This window comes from Pantoea sp. ARC270 (assembly GCF_003236725.1).
Taxonomy (GTDB): Bacteria; Pseudomonadota; Gammaproteobacteria; order Enterobacterales; family Enterobacteriaceae; genus Pantoea; species Pantoea anthophila.
Map to the genome: position 1 here is coordinate 1 of NZ_PUGA01000052.1, position 15722 is coordinate 15722.

14 protein-coding genes are annotated in these 15722 nt (G+C 62.3%); 8 read left to right on the forward strand and 6 right to left on the reverse strand.

Annotated features, from left to right (window positions below; translation table 11 throughout):
• The 3 genes from CKF42_RS19315 to CKF42_RS19325 form a co-directional block, all read left to right on the forward strand.
• The coding region (locus CKF42_RS19315) for an ABC transporter permease (protein WP_111208961.1) at nt 1-1016 on the forward strand (1016 nt) is incomplete at its 5' end.
• The gene (locus tag CKF42_RS19320; protein ID WP_046101478.1) at nt 1009-1956 is read left to right on the forward strand and encodes an ABC transporter ATP-binding protein; all 948 of its coding nucleotides are present in this window, start codon (nt 1009-1011) and stop codon (nt 1954-1956) included. The genes CKF42_RS19315 and CKF42_RS19320, both read left to right, overlap by 8 nt.
• Nucleotides 1944-2675, forward strand: a complete 732-nt coding sequence (locus CKF42_RS19325; RefSeq protein WP_111208962.1) for an ABC transporter permease — start codon at nt 1944-1946, stop codon at nt 2673-2675. Before CKF42_RS19320 ends, CKF42_RS19325 begins: the two co-directional genes overlap by 13 nt.
• A 176-nt stretch (nt 2676-2851) precedes the next feature.
• Here the strand turns inward: CKF42_RS19325 and CKF42_RS19330 are convergent, their stop codons facing one another.
• Entirely contained in the window at nt 2852-3586 is a 735-nt protein-coding gene (locus CKF42_RS19330) for a MerR family transcriptional regulator (RefSeq protein ID WP_009091268.1), read from the reverse strand.
• Between the two features lie 149 nt (nt 3587-3735).
• Here CKF42_RS19330 and CKF42_RS19335 point away from each other — a divergent pair, with 149 nt between their 5' ends.
• The 4 genes from CKF42_RS19335 to ybiB all read left to right on the forward strand — a co-directional run bounded on the left by CKF42_RS19335 (nt 3736) and on the right by ybiB (nt 8129).
• Nucleotides 3736-4299 carry a helix-turn-helix transcriptional regulator gene (locus CKF42_RS19335; RefSeq protein ID WP_111208963.1) on the forward strand — a complete coding sequence of 188 codons (564 nt, stop codon included), beginning with the start codon at nt 3736-3738 and terminating at the stop codon, nt 4297-4299.
• Nucleotides 4296-4814, forward strand: a complete 519-nt coding sequence (locus CKF42_RS19340; protein ID WP_111208964.1) for a GNAT family N-acetyltransferase — start codon at nt 4296-4298, stop codon at nt 4812-4814. Before CKF42_RS19335 ends, CKF42_RS19340 begins: the two co-directional genes overlap by 4 nt.
• 151 nt (nt 4815-4965) lie before the next feature.
• Nucleotides 4966-7134: an ATP-dependent DNA helicase DinG gene (gene dinG, locus CKF42_RS19345; protein ID WP_009091262.1), complete on the forward strand. Its 2169-nt coding sequence runs from the start codon at nt 4966-4968 to the stop codon at nt 7132-7134.
• Nucleotides 7135-7160: 26 nt separating this feature from the next.
• Nucleotides 7161-8129 (forward strand): DNA-binding protein YbiB, encoded by a 969-nt coding sequence (gene ybiB, locus CKF42_RS19350; RefSeq protein WP_111208965.1) that lies wholly within the window; start codon nt 7161-7163, stop codon nt 8127-8129.
• A 1-nt stretch (nt 8130) separates the two neighbouring features.
• Here ybiB and CKF42_RS19355 read toward each other — a convergent pair whose 3' ends face one another.
• The 3 genes from CKF42_RS19355 to hutH form a co-directional block, all read right to left on the reverse strand.
• Entirely contained in the window at nt 8131-9288 is a 1158-nt protein-coding gene (locus CKF42_RS19355) for a M20 aminoacylase family protein (RefSeq protein ID WP_111208966.1), read from the reverse strand.
• A 203-nt stretch (nt 9289-9491) separates the two neighbouring features.
• A complete protein-coding gene (hutU, locus tag CKF42_RS19360; protein WP_111208967.1) occupies nt 9492-11177 on the reverse strand; it encodes a urocanate hydratase in 1686 nt (561 codons plus the stop codon).
• Between the two features lie 15 nt (nt 11178-11192).
• On the reverse strand, nt 11193-12743 hold the full coding sequence (gene hutH / locus CKF42_RS19365) for a histidine ammonia-lyase (RefSeq protein WP_111208968.1): 1551 nt from the start codon (nt 12741-12743) through the stop codon (nt 11193-11195).
• A gap of 305 nt (nt 12744-13048) precedes the next feature.
• Here hutH and hutC point away from each other — a divergent pair, with 305 nt between their 5' ends.
• Nucleotides 13049-13804: a histidine utilization repressor gene (gene hutC, locus CKF42_RS19370; protein ID WP_009091253.1), complete on the forward strand. Its 756-nt coding sequence runs from the start codon at nt 13049-13051 to the stop codon at nt 13802-13804.
• On the opposite strand, the gene CKF42_RS19375 is transcribed toward hutC, so the two are convergent.
• Nucleotides 13788-14330 carry a HutD family protein gene (locus CKF42_RS19375; protein ID WP_111208969.1) on the reverse strand — a complete coding sequence of 181 codons (543 nt, stop codon included), beginning with the start codon at nt 14328-14330 and terminating at the stop codon, nt 13788-13790. The genes hutC and CKF42_RS19375 overlap by 17 nt on opposite strands.
• On the reverse strand, nt 14327-15682 hold the full coding sequence (locus CKF42_RS19380) for a formimidoylglutamate deiminase (protein ID WP_111208970.1): 1356 nt from the start codon (nt 15680-15682) through the stop codon (nt 14327-14329). The genes CKF42_RS19375 and CKF42_RS19380 overlap by 4 nt, the downstream gene beginning before the upstream one ends.
• Between the last annotated feature and the right edge of the window lie 40 nt (nt 15683-15722).

A 15722-nucleotide genomic window follows, 5' to 3' on the forward strand; every position in this document is an offset into this window, starting at 1 on the left:
GGTTCGGGCTGCTGCTTGTGCCGCTGCTGACGCTCTGGCTGCTGTTATGGCGGCCGCCAACGCGGATAAACCTGGTGCTGGCGCTGCTGGCAGCGCAGCTGATGCTGGCCGCGATCCTCTGGCTCAGTGGTCATCAGGCCACGCTGCTCAGCCAGCAGGGCAGTCGTCTGGCACGCACCAGCTTTGCCAGCGGCCTGTGGTCCAGCGGCGCGCTGCTCCTGCTGCTGATCACCGATCGGGTGCGGCAGATCACCCGTCACCGGCTGGCTCAGCTGCTGCTCAATCTGCAGGTCTGGCTGCTGCCTCTGCTGCTGCTCTTCAGCGGTCAGCTCAGCGACCTCTCCCTGCTGAAAGAGTATGCCAACCGCCATGCGGTGTTTGATGCCGCACTGGGACGCCATCTCACGCTGCTGGCCGGTACGGTGCTGCCGGCGTTACTGATAGCGCTGCCGCTGGGGGTCCTGCTGTTCCGGCGGCCAGTCTGGCAGAGCGGCGTCTTTGGCGTGCTGAATGTGATCCAGACGGTGCCGTCGGTGGCGCTGTTTGGCCTGCTGATTGCGCCACTGGCCGGACTGGCAAATCACTTTCCGTGGCTCGGGGCCTGGGGCATCAGCGGCATCGGCATGGCCCCGGCGCTGATCGCCCTGGTGCTCTACGCCCTGCTGCCGCTGGTACGCAGCGTGGTGGTGGGGCTGCAGCAGGTGCCACACGAGGTGCGCGAAAGCGCGCGCGGCACGGGGATGAGCGGCTGGCAGCAGTTTGTCGCCGTCGATGTGCCGCTGGCGCTGCCGGTCTGGCTGGCGGGTCTGCGGGTAGTGGTGGTACAGACGCTGGGTATGGCGGTGGTCGCCGCGCTGATTGGGGCAGGCGGCTTTGGTGCGATTATTTTTCAGGGCCTGTTAAGCAGCGCGCTCGATCTGGTGCTGCTGGGGGTGATCCCGGTGATCGCGCTGGCGGTGGCGATCGATGCGCTGTTCCGCCTGCTGATCTCACTGCTGGAGAGAAAAGATGATTGAGTTCAGGGGCGTTTCCCGCGCCTTTAACGGCAAAACGGCGGTAAAAGATCTGTCGTTACAGGTGGCGGAAGGGGAGTTCTGCGTGCTGCTCGGCACCTCCGGCTCCGGTAAATCAACCACCCTTAAGATGATCAACCGGCTGGTGGAGTTCGACAGCGGTGACATCCGCTTTGCCGGCGAGTCAATTCGCCAGCTGAATGCCCGCACCCTGCGGCGGCGCATGGGCTATGCCATCCAGTCGATCGGGCTGTTTCCGCACTGGACGGTGCAGAAGAATATCGCCACGGTGCCCGAACTGCTGGGCTGGCCCCGCGCGCAGATCAACGAACGCATCACGGCGCTGCTGGCGCTGCTGAATCTGGACGCACAGCTGCTGAAGCGCTATCCGCATCAGCTCTCCGGCGGGCAGCAGCAGCGGGTCGGCGTCGCGCGAGCGCTGGCCGCCGATCCGGAGGTGCTGCTGATGGATGAGCCGTTCGGGGCGCTCGATCCGGTAACGCGGGGCGCGCTGCAGCAGGAGATGCTGCGTATCCACCGGCTGTCGGGGCGTACCATCGTGCTGGTGACCCATGACATCGACGAGGCGCTGACCCTGGCGGACCGCATTGTACTGATGGATAACGGCGGGATTGTTCAGCAGGGCAGGCCGGTGGAGCTGCTGACCCGGCCAGAAAATGATTTTGTCCGCGACTTCTTTGGTCGCACGGAAATGGGGGTAAGACTGCTGTCGCTGGAGCACGCCGGGGATGCCGTCCGGCGCGGCGAGTGGCTGACGGGCGAACCCATCGCCGCGACGCTGACGCTGCGTGACGCCCTGTCGCAGTTTATCACCCGGCGCACCGATAAACTGCCGGTGGTCGACGATCAGCAGCAGCCGCTGGGCGTGCTGCACTTTAGCGATCTGCTGCAACTGCGCGAGGGATTAGCATGCGCTGGCTGAAAGATCCGCTGCTGTGGCTGGTGCTGCTTTATGGCGCGCTGCTGGCCCTGATGCCCTACAGCGGGCCGCTGTTTCACACATGGTTTCCCGACCTGGCGCGGCCACTTTATCAGCAGGAGAGCTTCTGGCAGCTGACGCTGGCGCATCTGCTGCTGGTGATCACGGCCAGCCTGCTGGCGATCGTTCTGGGCATCGGCAGCGGCGTGCTGGTCACGCGGCGCGCCGGTCGCGCCTTCCGGCCGCTGATGGAGACGATCGTGGCGGCGGGGCAGACGATTCCGCCGGTGGCCGTGCTGGCGATTGCCGTGCCGGTAATGGGCTTTGGGACCTGGCCCGCCGTCGTTGCGCTGCTGCTCTATGGGTTACTGCCGATTTTACAGGGCACGCTGGCCGGACTCGACAGCGTGCCCGCCAGCAGCCGGGAGATCGCCAACGGGCTGGGTATGAGCCCCTGGCAGCGGCTGTGGCAGATCGAGCTGGCGCTGGCTGCGCCGGTGATCATCGCCGGAATACGCACCTCGGTGATCATTAATATCGGCACCGCCGCCATCGCCTCGACGGTCGGGGCGAAAAGTCTGGGGTCACCGGTGATTATCGGCTTAAGCGGTTTTAATACGGCGTATGTGATTCAGGGGGCGTTGCTGGTGGCGCTGCTGGCTATCGTCAGCGACCGCCTGTTTGAGCGCCTGCAACGCTGGCTTAGCGTGAGTGAACGATGAGAGAGTATCCGACCAGCATCAGTCCGCTGGTGCCGCCGACGGCCATGATAAAAAAGAGCGTGGCGAAAAAGGCTTTTTTGCAGTTCATGGAGAAAACCTGAGCGTGTTAACAGTGAGGCGGGGATAATAGCGCGCGCGAGGCAGCAGGCAAAGCGCCCGGCGTGCGTTTTTTGTTATCAGGCGGGTTCGTGCAACCGCACGGAATAGCCCTGTTCCTGCCAGTGTGACAGCTGTTCCTGCTGGCGACGGGTCAGTTTTTTACCGGTAAAGACAAACATGTTCATGCCGGGAAAGAGTTCAGGACGCGGCACGTCCAGCGGTTCGGCCAGTACATCAATCCGCCAGCCGTGCTGCGACAGACGCCAGCCTTCCAGCCAGATGCGGGTGCGATCCTCGATACCCCAGCCGATGATCAGCGCATCCTTGCCCGATTTTTTGCGGCTGCCCGTCAGGCAGAACGCGACATAGTCGATCAGCAGGCCATCCAGCAGGCTGCACATCGTGCGGGCGGTGTTCTGGTCCAGACTCAGTTTCTGGCGCACCGGCATAAAAACGTGGTCGATCAGCGCATCAATCGGATGCTCGCGGCCAATCGCGGCAATTTTGTTACGAAGTTTTGCGGGTCTGACATGGCGCAGCACGCTGATCAGCTCATCCTGCAGGGTTGTCCAGCCATCATGGGCATCCACGTCGCCCCCTTCCAGCAGTGCCTTGACTTTACCGACCGGCACGCCGCTTTCAATCCAGCGCATGATCTCTTCGATGCGCTGTACATCTTCTTCATCAAACTGACGATGCCCGCCTTCGGTGCGCTGTGGCTTCAGCAAGCCATAACGACGCTGCCAGGCGCGCAGGGTGACTGGGTTTATGCCACAGCGCTCGGCGACGTCACCGATACTGTATAAGGTCATAAATGCCTCTTTCGATTGGTCTGAGTGCGATTACCATAACGAAGCCAGTTAAGTTGTACAATACATTTCGCAATGTACAACTTGACTGATACGCCTGTTTTCAGCTATATCTCATTTCAGAGAATAATTCCCTTATATGAGAAAATACCATGCCGGAGCTGAATACGGAGCAACGACTGGCGGTAAGGCTGGCAGAATTACGCCTGCAACGCGGCTGGTCACTGGATGAACTTTCTGTCGCCACCGGCATCAGTCGCGCGTCATTATCGCGCATTGAGCGAAGCGAGACCAGCCCTACTGCCGCATTGCTTAACCGGCTGTGTGCCGCCTACGGATTAACCATGTCTCGCCTGCTGAGTGAGGTTGAGGAGTCGTCGAGTCTGCTGGTGCCTTATGATCAGCAACCGGTCTGGCATGACTCGTCCAGCGGTTTTATCCGCCGCAATGTTTCACCGCCCGCACTTCATTTTAGATGCGAACTGGTAGAGGGCAAATTACGGCCTGGTGCACGCATTGAATATGATGCGCCACCCATCCAGGGACTGGAGCAACATATCCTGCTTCAGGCAGGCGGCCTGACCGTATCGGTGGCCGAACAGCAGTGGACGCTGAAGCCCGGTGACTGTTTACGTTTTCACCTCACCGGAAAATCGGCTTTCGAGGCGCATCTGACCGAAGGCGCACACTATCTGCTGGCGGTGGCAAAACCATGATCGATTATCAAAGGCTTTCACCTGAACAGGCACAACAGGAGATCGATGGGCTGACGGCAGTGCTTCAGGCCTGCGTGGCCGATGGCGCCAGTGTCGGATTCGTGGATGCCGCCGATGTGGCGGTGATGACGCGCTTCTGGCAGCAGCGGGTAGCCAGTCTGACCAGCGGGGAGAGCGAACTGCTGGTGGCGCGTCAGCACAACCGGATTGTGGCGACGGTGATCCTCAGTCGCAGCGCGATGCCGAATGGCCGCCATCGGGCCGACGTCAGCAAGCTGCTGGTGCATCCGCAGGCGCGGCGTCAGGGGATTGCCCGCGAACTGATGCAGCGCGCTGAGCAGCTGGCCCGCGGGCAGGGAAAAACGCTGCTGGTGCTGGATACCCGCAGCGGTGACGTTGCCAGCGATCTCTATCGTTCGCTGGGCTGGCAGGTGGCAGGGTCGATCCCCTTTTATGCCGAGTCGACAGCGGGCGTGCTGGATGCCACTACCTATATGTATAAGGTGCTGGCGTAGGCTGCTTCCGCGCCGGACGACCCGGCGCTGAACGCCTCCACGCTATCCGCTGAAATTTCCGACGGCGCACGAAAAATTCAGCACGAAAGCTGACGCCGCCGGGATACTGTGTAAAAATACAGGCCATTTTTTCGGTGTGGTAACGCAACTCATGGCCCTGACAGCCGCAGTAAAAAGCCAGATAGCGCAGTGGTATAAAGCGCTTTCGCAGCAGGTGCCTGATTTCATTCCGCGTGCGCCGCAGCGTCAGATGATCGCCGAAGTGGCAAAATGTCTGGCTGGTGACGATGCGCGCCACCTGGCGGTGGAAGCGCCGACCGGCGTGGGCAAAACGCTCTCCTATCTTATTCCCGGCATCGCGGCCAGCCGCGCCCAGGAAAAACGGCTGGTGATTAGCACCGCCAACGTGGCGCTGCAGGATCAGATCTTCACCAAAGATCTGCCGCTGCTCAAAAAAATCATTCCCGATCTGACCTTTACTGCCGCCTTTGGACGCAGACGCTATGTCTGTCCGCGCAATCTGGCCGCGCTGGCAGCCGATGACGATCAGCAGGGCGATCTGCTGCTCTATCTGGACGACGACGCCGTCAGCAGCACCAAAGAGGAGCAGACGCAGTGTGGCCGCCTGCAGAAGTCGCTGGATCGCTATCAGTGGGATGGCCTGCGCGATCACAGCGAGGAGAACGTCAGCGACAGCCTGTGGCAGCGGCTCTCCACCGACAAGGCGAGCTGCCTGGGCGCGCACTGCCGCTGGTATCGTGAATGCCCCTTTTTTGTCGCGCGCCGCGAGATTGAGCAGGTGGATGTGGTGGTGGCGAACCATGCGCTGGTGATGGCCGCGATGGAGAACGAGTCGGTACTGCCGCCCGCTAAAAACCTGATGCTGGTGCTGGATGAAGGGCATCATCTGCCGGAAGTGGCCCGCGATGCGCTGGAGATGAGCGCCGATATCACGCCGGGCTGGAGCAGCCTGCAGCTCGATCTCTTTATCCGGCTGGTCGACGGCATCATGACCCAGATGCGGCCGAAATCGCCGCCGCCGCTGGCAAACCCGGAAAGGCTGAAAGCGCACTGCGATGAGCTGCGCGAACTGCTTACGGTGACCGCCCAGGCGCTGAATCCGCTGCTGCCGCCCCATAACCAGCCGGGCGAATATCGCTTTGTGCTGGGGGCGCTGCCGCAGGAGTTACTCGACCTCTGCGCCCGGCTGTTTAAACTCAGTGACGCGCTGCGCGGGCTGAGTGAAGGCCTGATCAATGCGCTAAGTGAGCAGACGGGCAAGGTCGACGTAGTGCGGCTGCACCGTAATCTGCTGCAGCTCAATCGCCAGTTTGGCTGGTTCGAATCGATCAGCAAACTGTGGCGGCTGGCGGCAATGGAGAAAGCCTCCGGCGCGCCGGTTTCAAAATGGATCACCCGCGAGCTGCGCGAAGGGCAGGCGCACCTGCTGTTTCACTGCGCCGGTATCCGCGTCAGCGATCAGCTGGAGAAGATGCTGTGGCGCAAAATCCCGCATGTGGTGGTCACCTCTGCCACGCTGCGTTCGCTCAACAGCTTCAACCGCCTGCAGGAGATGTCGGGACTGAGCGAAAAAGCGGGCGACCGCTTTGTGGCGCTCGACTCCCCGTTCAACCACGTCGGGCAGGGCAAGCTGGTCATCCCGCAGATGCGCTATGAACCCCTGATGTCGCATGAGGCGGAGCATATCGCCGAGATGGCCGGTTTCTTCCGCCAGCAGATGAAAGAGAAAAAGCACAAAGGGGTGCTGGTGCTGTTTGCCAGCAACCGGGCGATGCAGCAGTTTGTCACCTCGCTGCCCGATCTGCGGCTGTCGATGCTGGTGCAGGGCGATCAGCCGCGCAGCCGCCTGGTCGATCTGCACCGGCAGCGGGTTGCTAAAGGCGAAACCAGTATTCTGATTGGCCTGCAATCCTTCGCTGAAGGCCTGGATCTGAAAGGCGATCTGCTGAGTCAGGTGCATATTCACAAAATCGCTTTTCCCCCGGTAGACAGTCCGGTAATTTTGACCGAAGGCGAGTGGCTGAAAAGCCTGAAGCGCTACCCGTTTGAGGTGCAGAGTCTGCCCAGCGCCTCATTTACCCTGATTCAGCAGGTCGGACGCCTGATTCGCAGCCATCAATGCTATGGCGAAATCGTGATTTATGACCGCCGGTTGCTGAGTAAAGCTTACGGCAGCCGGCTGCTGGCGGCGCTGCCCGTCTTCCCGATTGAGCAGCCGGAAGCGCCCGAGCCGGAAGCGATACCGGCCGCCGTGGTGCCCAAAACCAGCGTGCGAAAACGACGTCCCACGCGGCGCTGAGCCGCGCACTTAACCGGAAGCGAGTGATGGAACTGAATAAAATTATTAAAGAGATTGGTCGCGGTAAAAATCATGCCCGCGATATCGATTTTGAGAGTGCCGTGGCGCTCTACAGCGCGATGCTGGCGGGCGAGGTGCCCGATCTGGAACTGGGCGGTATCCTGATTGCGCTGCGCATCAAAGGCGAAGGCGAAGCGGAGATGCGCGGCTTTTATCAGGCGATGCAGGCGCAGATGATGCCGCTGCGTGCGCCGGAAAACCGGCCCATGCCGATCGTGATCCCCAGCTACAACGGTGCCCGTCGTCAGGGCAACCTGACGCCTCTGCTGGCGCTGCTGCTGGTAAAATTCGGCTTTCCGGTGCTGGTGCATGGCGTCAGCGACGACGCGACGCGCATTACCAGCGAGGCGGTGTTTGCGGCGCTCGGCATCGCACCGGTCACCACGGCAGAGGCGGCGCAGGCCAGACTGGATCAGGGCGAGCTGGCTTTTATCACCATCGATCACCTCTGCCCGCCGATGGCGAAGCAGCTGTCTCTGCGCTGGCGAATGGGCGTGCGTAACAGTGCGCACACGCTGGCAAAACTGGCGACCCCGTTTGCGGAGCGGGCGGCGCTGCGTCTGTCGAGCGTCTCGCATCCGGAGTATGTGCCGCGTGTGGCGAAATTCTTCAGCGACATCGATGCGCCAGCCCTGTTGCTTAATGGCACCGAAGGGGAAGTGTATGCGAATCCGCAGCGCTGCCCGGCGATCAGCATGATTCAGGGCGCGGGAGCCGAAACCGAAGTCTGGGTGGAGCGTCAGCCAGAAGTGGCCGTTGAGCTGCCGGCAGATAAAACGGCAGAGGTGACGGCGCGCTGGATTGAGGAGGTGCTGAATCAGCAGCGCCCGCTGCCCGCATCGCTGCGGCTGCAGATCGCCTGCTGCCTGCGCGCCAGCGGTCAGTGCGATTCACTGGCGGCGGCGGAGGAGCAGATCCGCGCCGCCGGTTACTGACTCAGGATTGCGGCAGGGCCTGTTCCACCAGATCCTGCCAGAAACGGATGCCAATCGGCAGCAGTGCGTCGTTGAAATCATAGCGGGCGTTGTGCAGCGGCGCAGAGGGGGTTTCTCCATCTGCGCCCAGCCAGAAGTAAGCGCCAGGGCAGGCTTCCAGCATGCAGGCAAAATCTTCCGACGCCATCGAGGGACTCACCTGCCAGTGAACCTGTCCGGCACCCAGCGTCGCCAGCGCCACCTTGCGCACCTGCTCAGCGGGCAGCGCATGGTTAGCGGTCACCGGATAGCCCGGCAACCAGTGCACCTCACCACTGACGCCAAACGGACGCGGCAGAGTCGCCACAAACTCATCAATCAGTCCGCGCACCTTATCGCGCACGCTGGTCTGCAGACAGCGCACCGTGCCGCGCAGCACAATCTGCTCCGGGATAACGTTAATCGCCTCGCCACCGTGGATCTGGGTTACGCTCACCACCGCCGAGGCGAGCGGTGACAGGCGACGCGACGGGATCGTCTGCAGCGCCAGAATCAGCTCGGCGGCGACCACCATCGGATCGGCTCCGCTTTCCGGCATCGCCGCGTGGCAGCTTTTGCCGTGCAGGGTGATTTCAAACGAGTCCAGCGACGCCATCATGGCACCGGGATTCACCGCCAGTGACCCCAGCGGCAGCCCCGGCCAGTTATGCATCGCGTAGATGGCATCCATCGGGAAGCGCTGGAACAGCCCCTCTTCCACCATTCTGCGTGCGCCACCGAGGTTCTCCTCGGCAGGCTGAAAGATGAAATGCACGGTGCCGCTGAACTGGCGCGTCGCGGCCAGCTGGCGGGCAGCGGCCAGCAGCGTGGCGCTGTGACCATCGTGGCCGCAGGCGTGCATCACGCCCGGTGTGACAGAGCGCCACGCCGCTTCCCCTTTCTCCGTGATCGGCAGCGCATCCATGTCCGCCCGCAGGCCAATGACCGGGCCAGGACCATTCTCCAGCGTGCCGATGACCCCGGTGCCCGCCAGGCCACGAAACACCTGCAATCCCGCCCGGGCTAACTCCTCCGCGATAAACTGGCTGGTTTGCTGTTCCTGGTAACCTAATTCGGGGTGGCGATGAAACTCACGGCGCCAGCGCAGGGCATCTTCTAGCAGGGCAGGGGAAAGGGTCATGCAGAGTCGCGCTCCATACAGAATGAGAAGATTTCACTTTAGAGGTCGTCTGGCGCGGCGTCTATCGCCGTCAGGCTTAAATCGGGCTATAGGCTAAATCAAAATGGAATAAGTAATAAGGAAGTGATGTCAGCGGCCTGCCGCCGGGTGCGAAGCGTGAGGTTGAAAGCCGGGGCAGGCTGCGGCCTGCCCCGGTCAGGGTGTTACTTCTGCATGGGCAGGTTCAGGTCGTGCTCTGCGGCGCACTGCTGCGCCAGCTCATACCCGGCGTCGGCATGACGCATCACTCCGGTCGCCGGATCGTTCCATAACACCCGACCCAGACGCGCATCCGCCTCTTTGCTGCCGTCACAGACAATCACCACACCCGAGTGCTGAGAGAAGCCCATACCCACGCCGCCGCCATGATGCAGGCTGACCCAGGTCGCGCCGCCTGCGGTGTTCAGCAGCGCATTCAGCAGCGGCCAGTCAGAGACCGCATCAGAGCCATCTTTCATCGCCTCGGTTTCGCGGTTCGGTGAGGCGACCGAACCACAGTCGAGATGGTCGCGGCCAATCACCACCGGCGCTTTCAGCTCGCCGTTGCGCACCATTTCGTTGAATGCCAGGCCGGCCAGATGCCGTTCACCCAGCCCCAGCCAGCAGATACGGGCAGGCAGTCCCTGGAAGGCGATGCGCTCCTGCGCCATATCGAGCCAGCGATGCAGCGTTTTGTGATGCGGGAACAGCTCTTTGAGTCGGGCGTCGGTCTTATAGATATCTTCCGGGTCGCCTGACAGCGCCACCCAGCGGAAGGGGCCTTTGCCTTCACAGAACAGCGGACGGATATAGGCGGGCACAAAGCCGGGAAAATTGAAGGCGTTGCTGACACCCTCATCCAGCGCCACCTGGCGGATATTGTTGCCGTAATCCACGGTCGGAATGCCCATATGACAGAAGTCGAGCATCGCCTGGACGTGGACCGCCATTGAGGCGCGCGCCGCTTTCTCTACCGCTTTCGGCTGGGAAACACGCTCCCGCTCCCAGCGCGCCAGATCCCAGCCAATCGGCAGATAGCCATTGATCGGGTCGTGCGCCGAGGTCTGATCGGTCACGATATCCGGCTTCGGCCCGCCCGCCCTGGCGCGTTTTACCAGCTCCGGCAGAATCTCAGCGGCATTGCCCAGCAGACCGACAGAAATCGCTTTTTTCGCGGCGGTGGCGTCGCTGATCAACGCCAGCGCCTCATCCAGCGTGGTGGCTTTGTAGTCGACGTAGCGGGTGCGCAGACGGAAATCGATGCGCGACTCCTGGCACTCAATCGCCAGCACACAGGCGCCAGCCAGCACCCCGGCCAGCGGCTGCGCGCCGCCCATGCCGCCCAGTCCGGCGGTGAGGATCCAGCGTCCGCTCAGGTCGCTGTTGTAGTGCTGACGTCCCGCCTCGACAAAGGTTTCGTAGGTGCCCTGCACGATGCCCTGCGCACCGATATAGATCCAGGAGCCTGCCGTCATCTGGCCGTACATCATCAGGCCCGCTTTATCCAGCTCATGGAAGTGATCCCAGTTTGCCCAGTGCGGCACCAGGTTGGAGTTCGCCAGCAGCACGCGCGGCGCGTCGGCGTGGGTGCGGAAGACACCGACCGGCTTGCCGCTCTGGATCAGCAGGGTTTCGTCCGGCTGCAGAAGCTGCAGGGAACGCAGGATCTGCTCGAAGCATTCCCAGTTGCGTGCCGCCTTTCCGATGCCGCCGTAAACCACCAGATCTTCCGGCCGCTCGGCCACATCGGGGTCGAGGTTGTTCTGAATCATGCGGTAAGCCGCTTCAATCAGCCAGTTAGCGCAGTGCAGCGTAGTGCCGTGTGGCGCACGAATCTCACGTGCCACAGCCTGAGAAAGAGTTTCGCTCATTACAGATTCCTTAATTCAAGAAGTGGAGCGCATGCTCGGCAGCAGCGCGGTCAATGCCTGAGGCCAGTCAGCGCGACTCGCCCACTGACGCATGGCGTCGATATCGGGTGCCAGCAGGCGATCTTCCTCCAGGAAGGCCACCTGCTGACGGATCTCATCTAACGCCTGCTCAATCAGCGCAGAACTTTTCAGCGGCCGGTTAAACTCAATACCCTGCGCGGCAGCCATCGCCTCGATGCCCACCACGGCGGCGCTGTTAAAGCACATGCTGCCGAGACGACGCGCAGCGTAGGTCGCCATGGAGACGTGATCTTCCTGGTTTGCAGAGGTGGGGAGGCTGTCGACGCTGCCCGGATGGGCCAGCGACTTGTTCTCAGAGGCCAGCGCAGCGGCGGTGACCTGGGCGATCATGAAGCCGGAGTTCACGCCGCCGTCACGCACCAGGAAGGGCGGCAGACCGGATAAGCCGCTGTCCAGCAGCAGCGCCAGCCGCCGTTCAGAGATAGCGCCCACTTCGGCAATCGCCAGCGCCAGGATGTCAGCGGCAAAGGCCACCGGCTCGGCATGGAAGTTGCCGCCGGAGATCACCTCACCGCTGTCGCTGAACACCAGCGGATTGTCCGAGGCAGCGTTCGCTTCGATTTCCAGAATCCGCGCCGCGTGGCGGATATTGTCCAGGCAGGCACCCATCACCTGCGGCACGCAGCGGATGGAGTAGGGGTCCTGCACGCGGCCACAGTGGGTGTGGGACTGCAGAATTTCACTTCCTTCGATCAGGCTGCTGACGGCGGCCGCGACCGCAATCTGGCCCTGCTGGCCCCGCGCCTGATGAATACGGGCGTCGAACGGTTTCAGGGAGCCTTTAATCGCCTCCAGCGACAGTGCACCGGCCATCAGCCCGGCGGCAAACAGATTCTCCCCTTCAAACAGGCCGCGCAGCGCCAGCGCGGTCGAAACCTGGGTGCCATTGAGCAGCGCCAGCCCCTCTTTCGGCCCGAGCACAAAGGGCGACAGGCCCACGCTTGCCAGTCCCTCTGTTGCCGGAATCAGCGCGCCATCGACCCGCACCTGGCCTTCGCCCAGCAGCATCAGCGACATGTGCGCCAGCGGCGCGAGATCGCCAGAGGCTCCGACCGATCCTTTTTCCGGAATGCAGGGCATCACACCGGCATTAAACAGCGCCAGCAGCGCCTCCACCAGTTCGATCCGCACGCCGGAGTGACCGCGGGCCAGGCTGACGATTTTAGTGGCGACCACCAGACGGGTGACATTGTCGGGCAGCAGATCCCCCAGCCCGACGCTGTGAGACAGCACCAGATTGCGTTGCAGATCGGCCAGACGGCTGGCCGGAATTTGCGTCTGCGCCAGCTTGCCAAAGCCGGTGTTAATGCCATACACCACGTTGCCGGAGGCGACGATCGCCTCCACGGTCTGCTGCGCCGTTGCAATCGCCTGACGCGCGCTGTCATCGAGGCTCAGCGTCACGTGACCCTGATAGATGGCGCGTAAGGTGGCGAGGTCTACCTCACCTGGCACCAGGCGCAATGCCTGAGACGAACCTGACATAGTCTACTCCTGTCTATACAAGTGTGCTGGCACGGCTGAGCGGTTTTTCCTGCTCTGAACCAGCGGGATAATGCGAGTGAAGCATAAGTGTCTATTCTTGTCTATACAAGTAGCAAGGGGCGTGCCAGGCCGATCACAAAAATGGAATGCCTGCCTGCTGCGGGTGGGTGAGGAAACGAAGGCGGAGGCTGCACCATCAGGAGGCGGGCGCTGCACCAGCGGGGCACAGCGCGCCGGACTGGATGTATATACATTCACGCGGTGAGACAGTAAACTGAAGGCACTATCAGGAAAAGGAACAGCAAATGGTCGAGCATACGGCACTGGCACAACTGGCGGCGGCGATGAGCGATGAGCCCGCCCCGATTTATCAGCGGGTGAAGCAGGCGATCATCAGCCAGATCCGCGAAGGAATGTGGAAAGCGAATCAGCGTGTGCCGTCAGAAAGTGAACTGGTTAATGAGCTGGGCGTCAGCCGCATGACCATCAACCGGGCGCTGCGTGAACTGACCAGCGAAGGCTTTCTGGTCCGGATGCAGGGCGTCGGCACCTTTGTGGCCGAGATGAAAGGCTACACCGCCATGCTGGAGGTGCATAACATCGCCGATGAGATCGCCCAGCGCGGTCATCAGCACAGCTGTAAAATTCTCGCCATCGGCCAGAACAAAGCCGATCCTGAACAGGCGGCGGTGCTGGGACTGACCACCGGGCAGACGCTCTATCATTCGCTGATTGTGCACTACGAAAACGATCTGCCGGTACAGCTGGAGGACAGGCTGGTCAATCCGCTGGTCGCCCCCGATTATCTGGCGCAGGATTATCAGCAGATGACCCCGTATACCTATCTGATGCGGGTCGCGCCGCTGACGGCGGGCGAGCACATTGTCGAGGCGGTGCTGCCCGATGTGCGTCAGCGCAAACATCTGTCGCTGGATGAGCACGAACCCTGCCTGCTGATCCGCCGTCAGACCTGGAGCGACAACAAAATCGTGACCTACGCGCGGCTGCTCTATCCCGGCTCACGTTACAAACTGCTGGGCCGCTTCAGGGGACACGGCTAAGCCGGGTAAACAGCAGCCGGGCGTCCCGGCTGTCGGGCGTGAAGCTACACGTCTCATCGACCCACCATGCGCCCTGTCGGGCGGTCAGCTGTTTCCCGTCATCGCTCCGCCACGCGCCTGCCAGCACCCAGGCAACCCCGTGCAGGCTGCTGACGGGGGCGGTAACCACCTCAACCGTGGCCTGCCACTGCTCCCGCCGCGTCATAATGTTAAAGTCTTCACTGATGCTGCCCTGCAACTGCGCGGTCAGGGCCAGTTCGCCGGCAAATGACCAGGGCTGCTGCGGCATTAACCGATGCGCTGCGCCTGGCGCGGTAAGCAGGACCGGGTCGCCGTGCAGCAGGGTGATGATCCTATCGATGCCCGGAAAGGCTGAGAAGGGGCCATCCTGCGCCAGGGTGGCAATGCTGGCGCGCCAGCCAAAGGATTCCGCACCGGGCGGAAAGCTGACAATTTCACGGGTTTCGCCTCCGCCATTACGCCAGCGGCTGACCGCCAGGTCAGCGTAAGAGAAGTGGGCGATCATTGCAGTGCCGCCATGGCCTGACGGAAGCGTCTGGCACACGCCGCCTGATGGGGATGCTCGCCATCGACGATCACCGCCTTACCCGCCACGTAGACATCCCGAATCTGATCGCGCTGACCGGCAAACAGCCAGCGGTTCAGCAGCGCCTGAGATTCCACGCTGCCGAGCCATGCCTCATCGCGCAGCACCAGCCAGTCGGCGCGCTGCCCCACCGCCAGCGTTCCCTGCTGAATGCCGCACGCCTGTGCACCGCCTGCCGCCGCCTGTTGCCACAGCAGATCGCCGACCGACGGCTGGCCGGGCAGGGTAATGCGGTTGCGGCGCTGATCGCGCAGTCGCTGCGCATACTCCAGCCAGCGCAGCTCTTCCTGGGCGCTGAGCGAGACATGGCTGTCGGAGCCGATGCCCCAGCGTCCCCCCTGCGCGATATACTCCACCGCCGGAAAAATGCCGTCACCGAGATTCGCTTCGGTGGTGGGGCAGAGACCGGCAACCGCACCGCTGCGGGCAAGGCGCGTCAGCTCGCTCTCATCCAGATGAGTGGCGTGGATCAGGCACCAGCGTGCATCCACGGCAAAACGGTTCAGCAGCCAGCTCACCGGGCGTTCGCCGCTCCACGCCAGCGAGTCATTCACCTCTTTCTGCTGCTCCGCCACATGGATATGCACCGGCAGCGTCGGATCGCTCTCCGCCAGCACCGTCTCCATCTGACTTTCACTGACGGCCCGCAGCGAATGAAAACAGAGGCCGCGGTTCAGCAGGGGCCGCTGCTGCTGCCACGCATCCAGTCGCGCCTGCTGTTGCAGATAACGATCGGTCTGCTGAATAAAGCGTTTCTGCCCGGCAGCCGGAGGCTGGCTGCCAAAGCCGCTGTAGCTGTAGAGCACCGGCAGCAGCGTCTGGCCGATACCGGCCAGTTCGGCGGCGTCGATCAGCTGCTGCAGCATGGCGTCATCTGCATAGGACGCGCCGCTGGGATCGTGATGCAGATAGTGAAACTCCGCGACCTGGGTGTAGCCCCCTTTCAGCATCTCAATATAGAGCAGGGCGGCGATGTCGCCCGCCTGCTGCGGCGTCAGGCGCTGCACCATGCGGTACATCCGGTCACGCCACGTCCAGAAGCTGTCCTGCGGATCGCCCGCCACTTCCGCCAGACCGGCCATGGCGCGCTGAAAGGCGTGCGAATGCAGATTAGCGATCGCCGGGATCACCTCGCCGTTGAGCAGCACCGCCTGATCGGCGTGGCTATCCGGGGTAAGAGCGTCGATAAAACCGGCCTGATTGACCGTGATACGTACCTGCTGCTGCCAGCCCTCCGCCAGCAGTGCGCGCGGGGCAAAAAAAGTCGCCATGGTTGATCCTCGTCGGATGTAGTTGTATATACATATACAT

What these genes read in the sequence shown, in the direction of transcription:
- CKF42_RS19320 (WP_046101478.1), top strand. Translation starts at nt 1,009, where the DNA reads ATGATTGAGTTCAGGGGCGTTTCCCGCGCCTTTAACGGCAAAACGGCG.
- CKF42_RS19325 (WP_111208962.1), top strand. Translation starts at nt 1,944, where the DNA reads ATGCGCTGGCTGAAAGATCCGCTGCTGTGGCTGGTGCTGCTTTATGGC.
- CKF42_RS19330 (WP_009091268.1), bottom strand. Translation starts at nt 3,586, where the DNA reads ATGACCTTATACAGTATCGGTGACGTCGCCGAGCGCTGTGGCATAAAC.
- CKF42_RS19335 (WP_111208963.1), top strand. Translation starts at nt 3,736, where the DNA reads ATGCCGGAGCTGAATACGGAGCAACGACTGGCGGTAAGGCTGGCAGAA.
- CKF42_RS19340 (WP_111208964.1), top strand. Translation starts at nt 4,296, where the DNA reads ATGATCGATTATCAAAGGCTTTCACCTGAACAGGCACAACAGGAGATC.
- dinG (WP_009091262.1), top strand. Translation starts at nt 4,966, where the DNA reads ATGGCCCTGACAGCCGCAGTAAAAAGCCAGATAGCGCAGTGGTATAAA.
- ybiB (WP_111208965.1), top strand. Translation starts at nt 7,161, where the DNA reads ATGGAACTGAATAAAATTATTAAAGAGATTGGTCGCGGTAAAAATCAT.
- CKF42_RS19355 (WP_111208966.1), bottom strand. Translation starts at nt 9,288, where the DNA reads ATGACCCTTTCCCCTGCCCTGCTAGAAGATGCCCTGCGCTGGCGCCGT.
- hutU (WP_111208967.1), bottom strand. Translation starts at nt 11,177, where the DNA reads ATGAGCGAAACTCTTTCTCAGGCTGTGGCACGTGAGATTCGTGCGCCA.
- hutH (WP_111208968.1), bottom strand. Translation starts at nt 12,743, where the DNA reads ATGTCAGGTTCGTCTCAGGCATTGCGCCTGGTGCCAGGTGAGGTAGAC.
- hutC (WP_009091253.1), top strand. Translation starts at nt 13,049, where the DNA reads ATGGTCGAGCATACGGCACTGGCACAACTGGCGGCGGCGATGAGCGAT.
- CKF42_RS19375 (WP_111208969.1), bottom strand. Translation starts at nt 14,330, where the DNA reads ATGATCGCCCACTTCTCTTACGCTGACCTGGCGGTCAGCCGCTGGCGT.
- CKF42_RS19380 (WP_111208970.1), bottom strand. Translation starts at nt 15,682, where the DNA reads ATGGCGACTTTTTTTGCCCCGCGCGCACTGCTGGCGGAGGGCTGGCAG.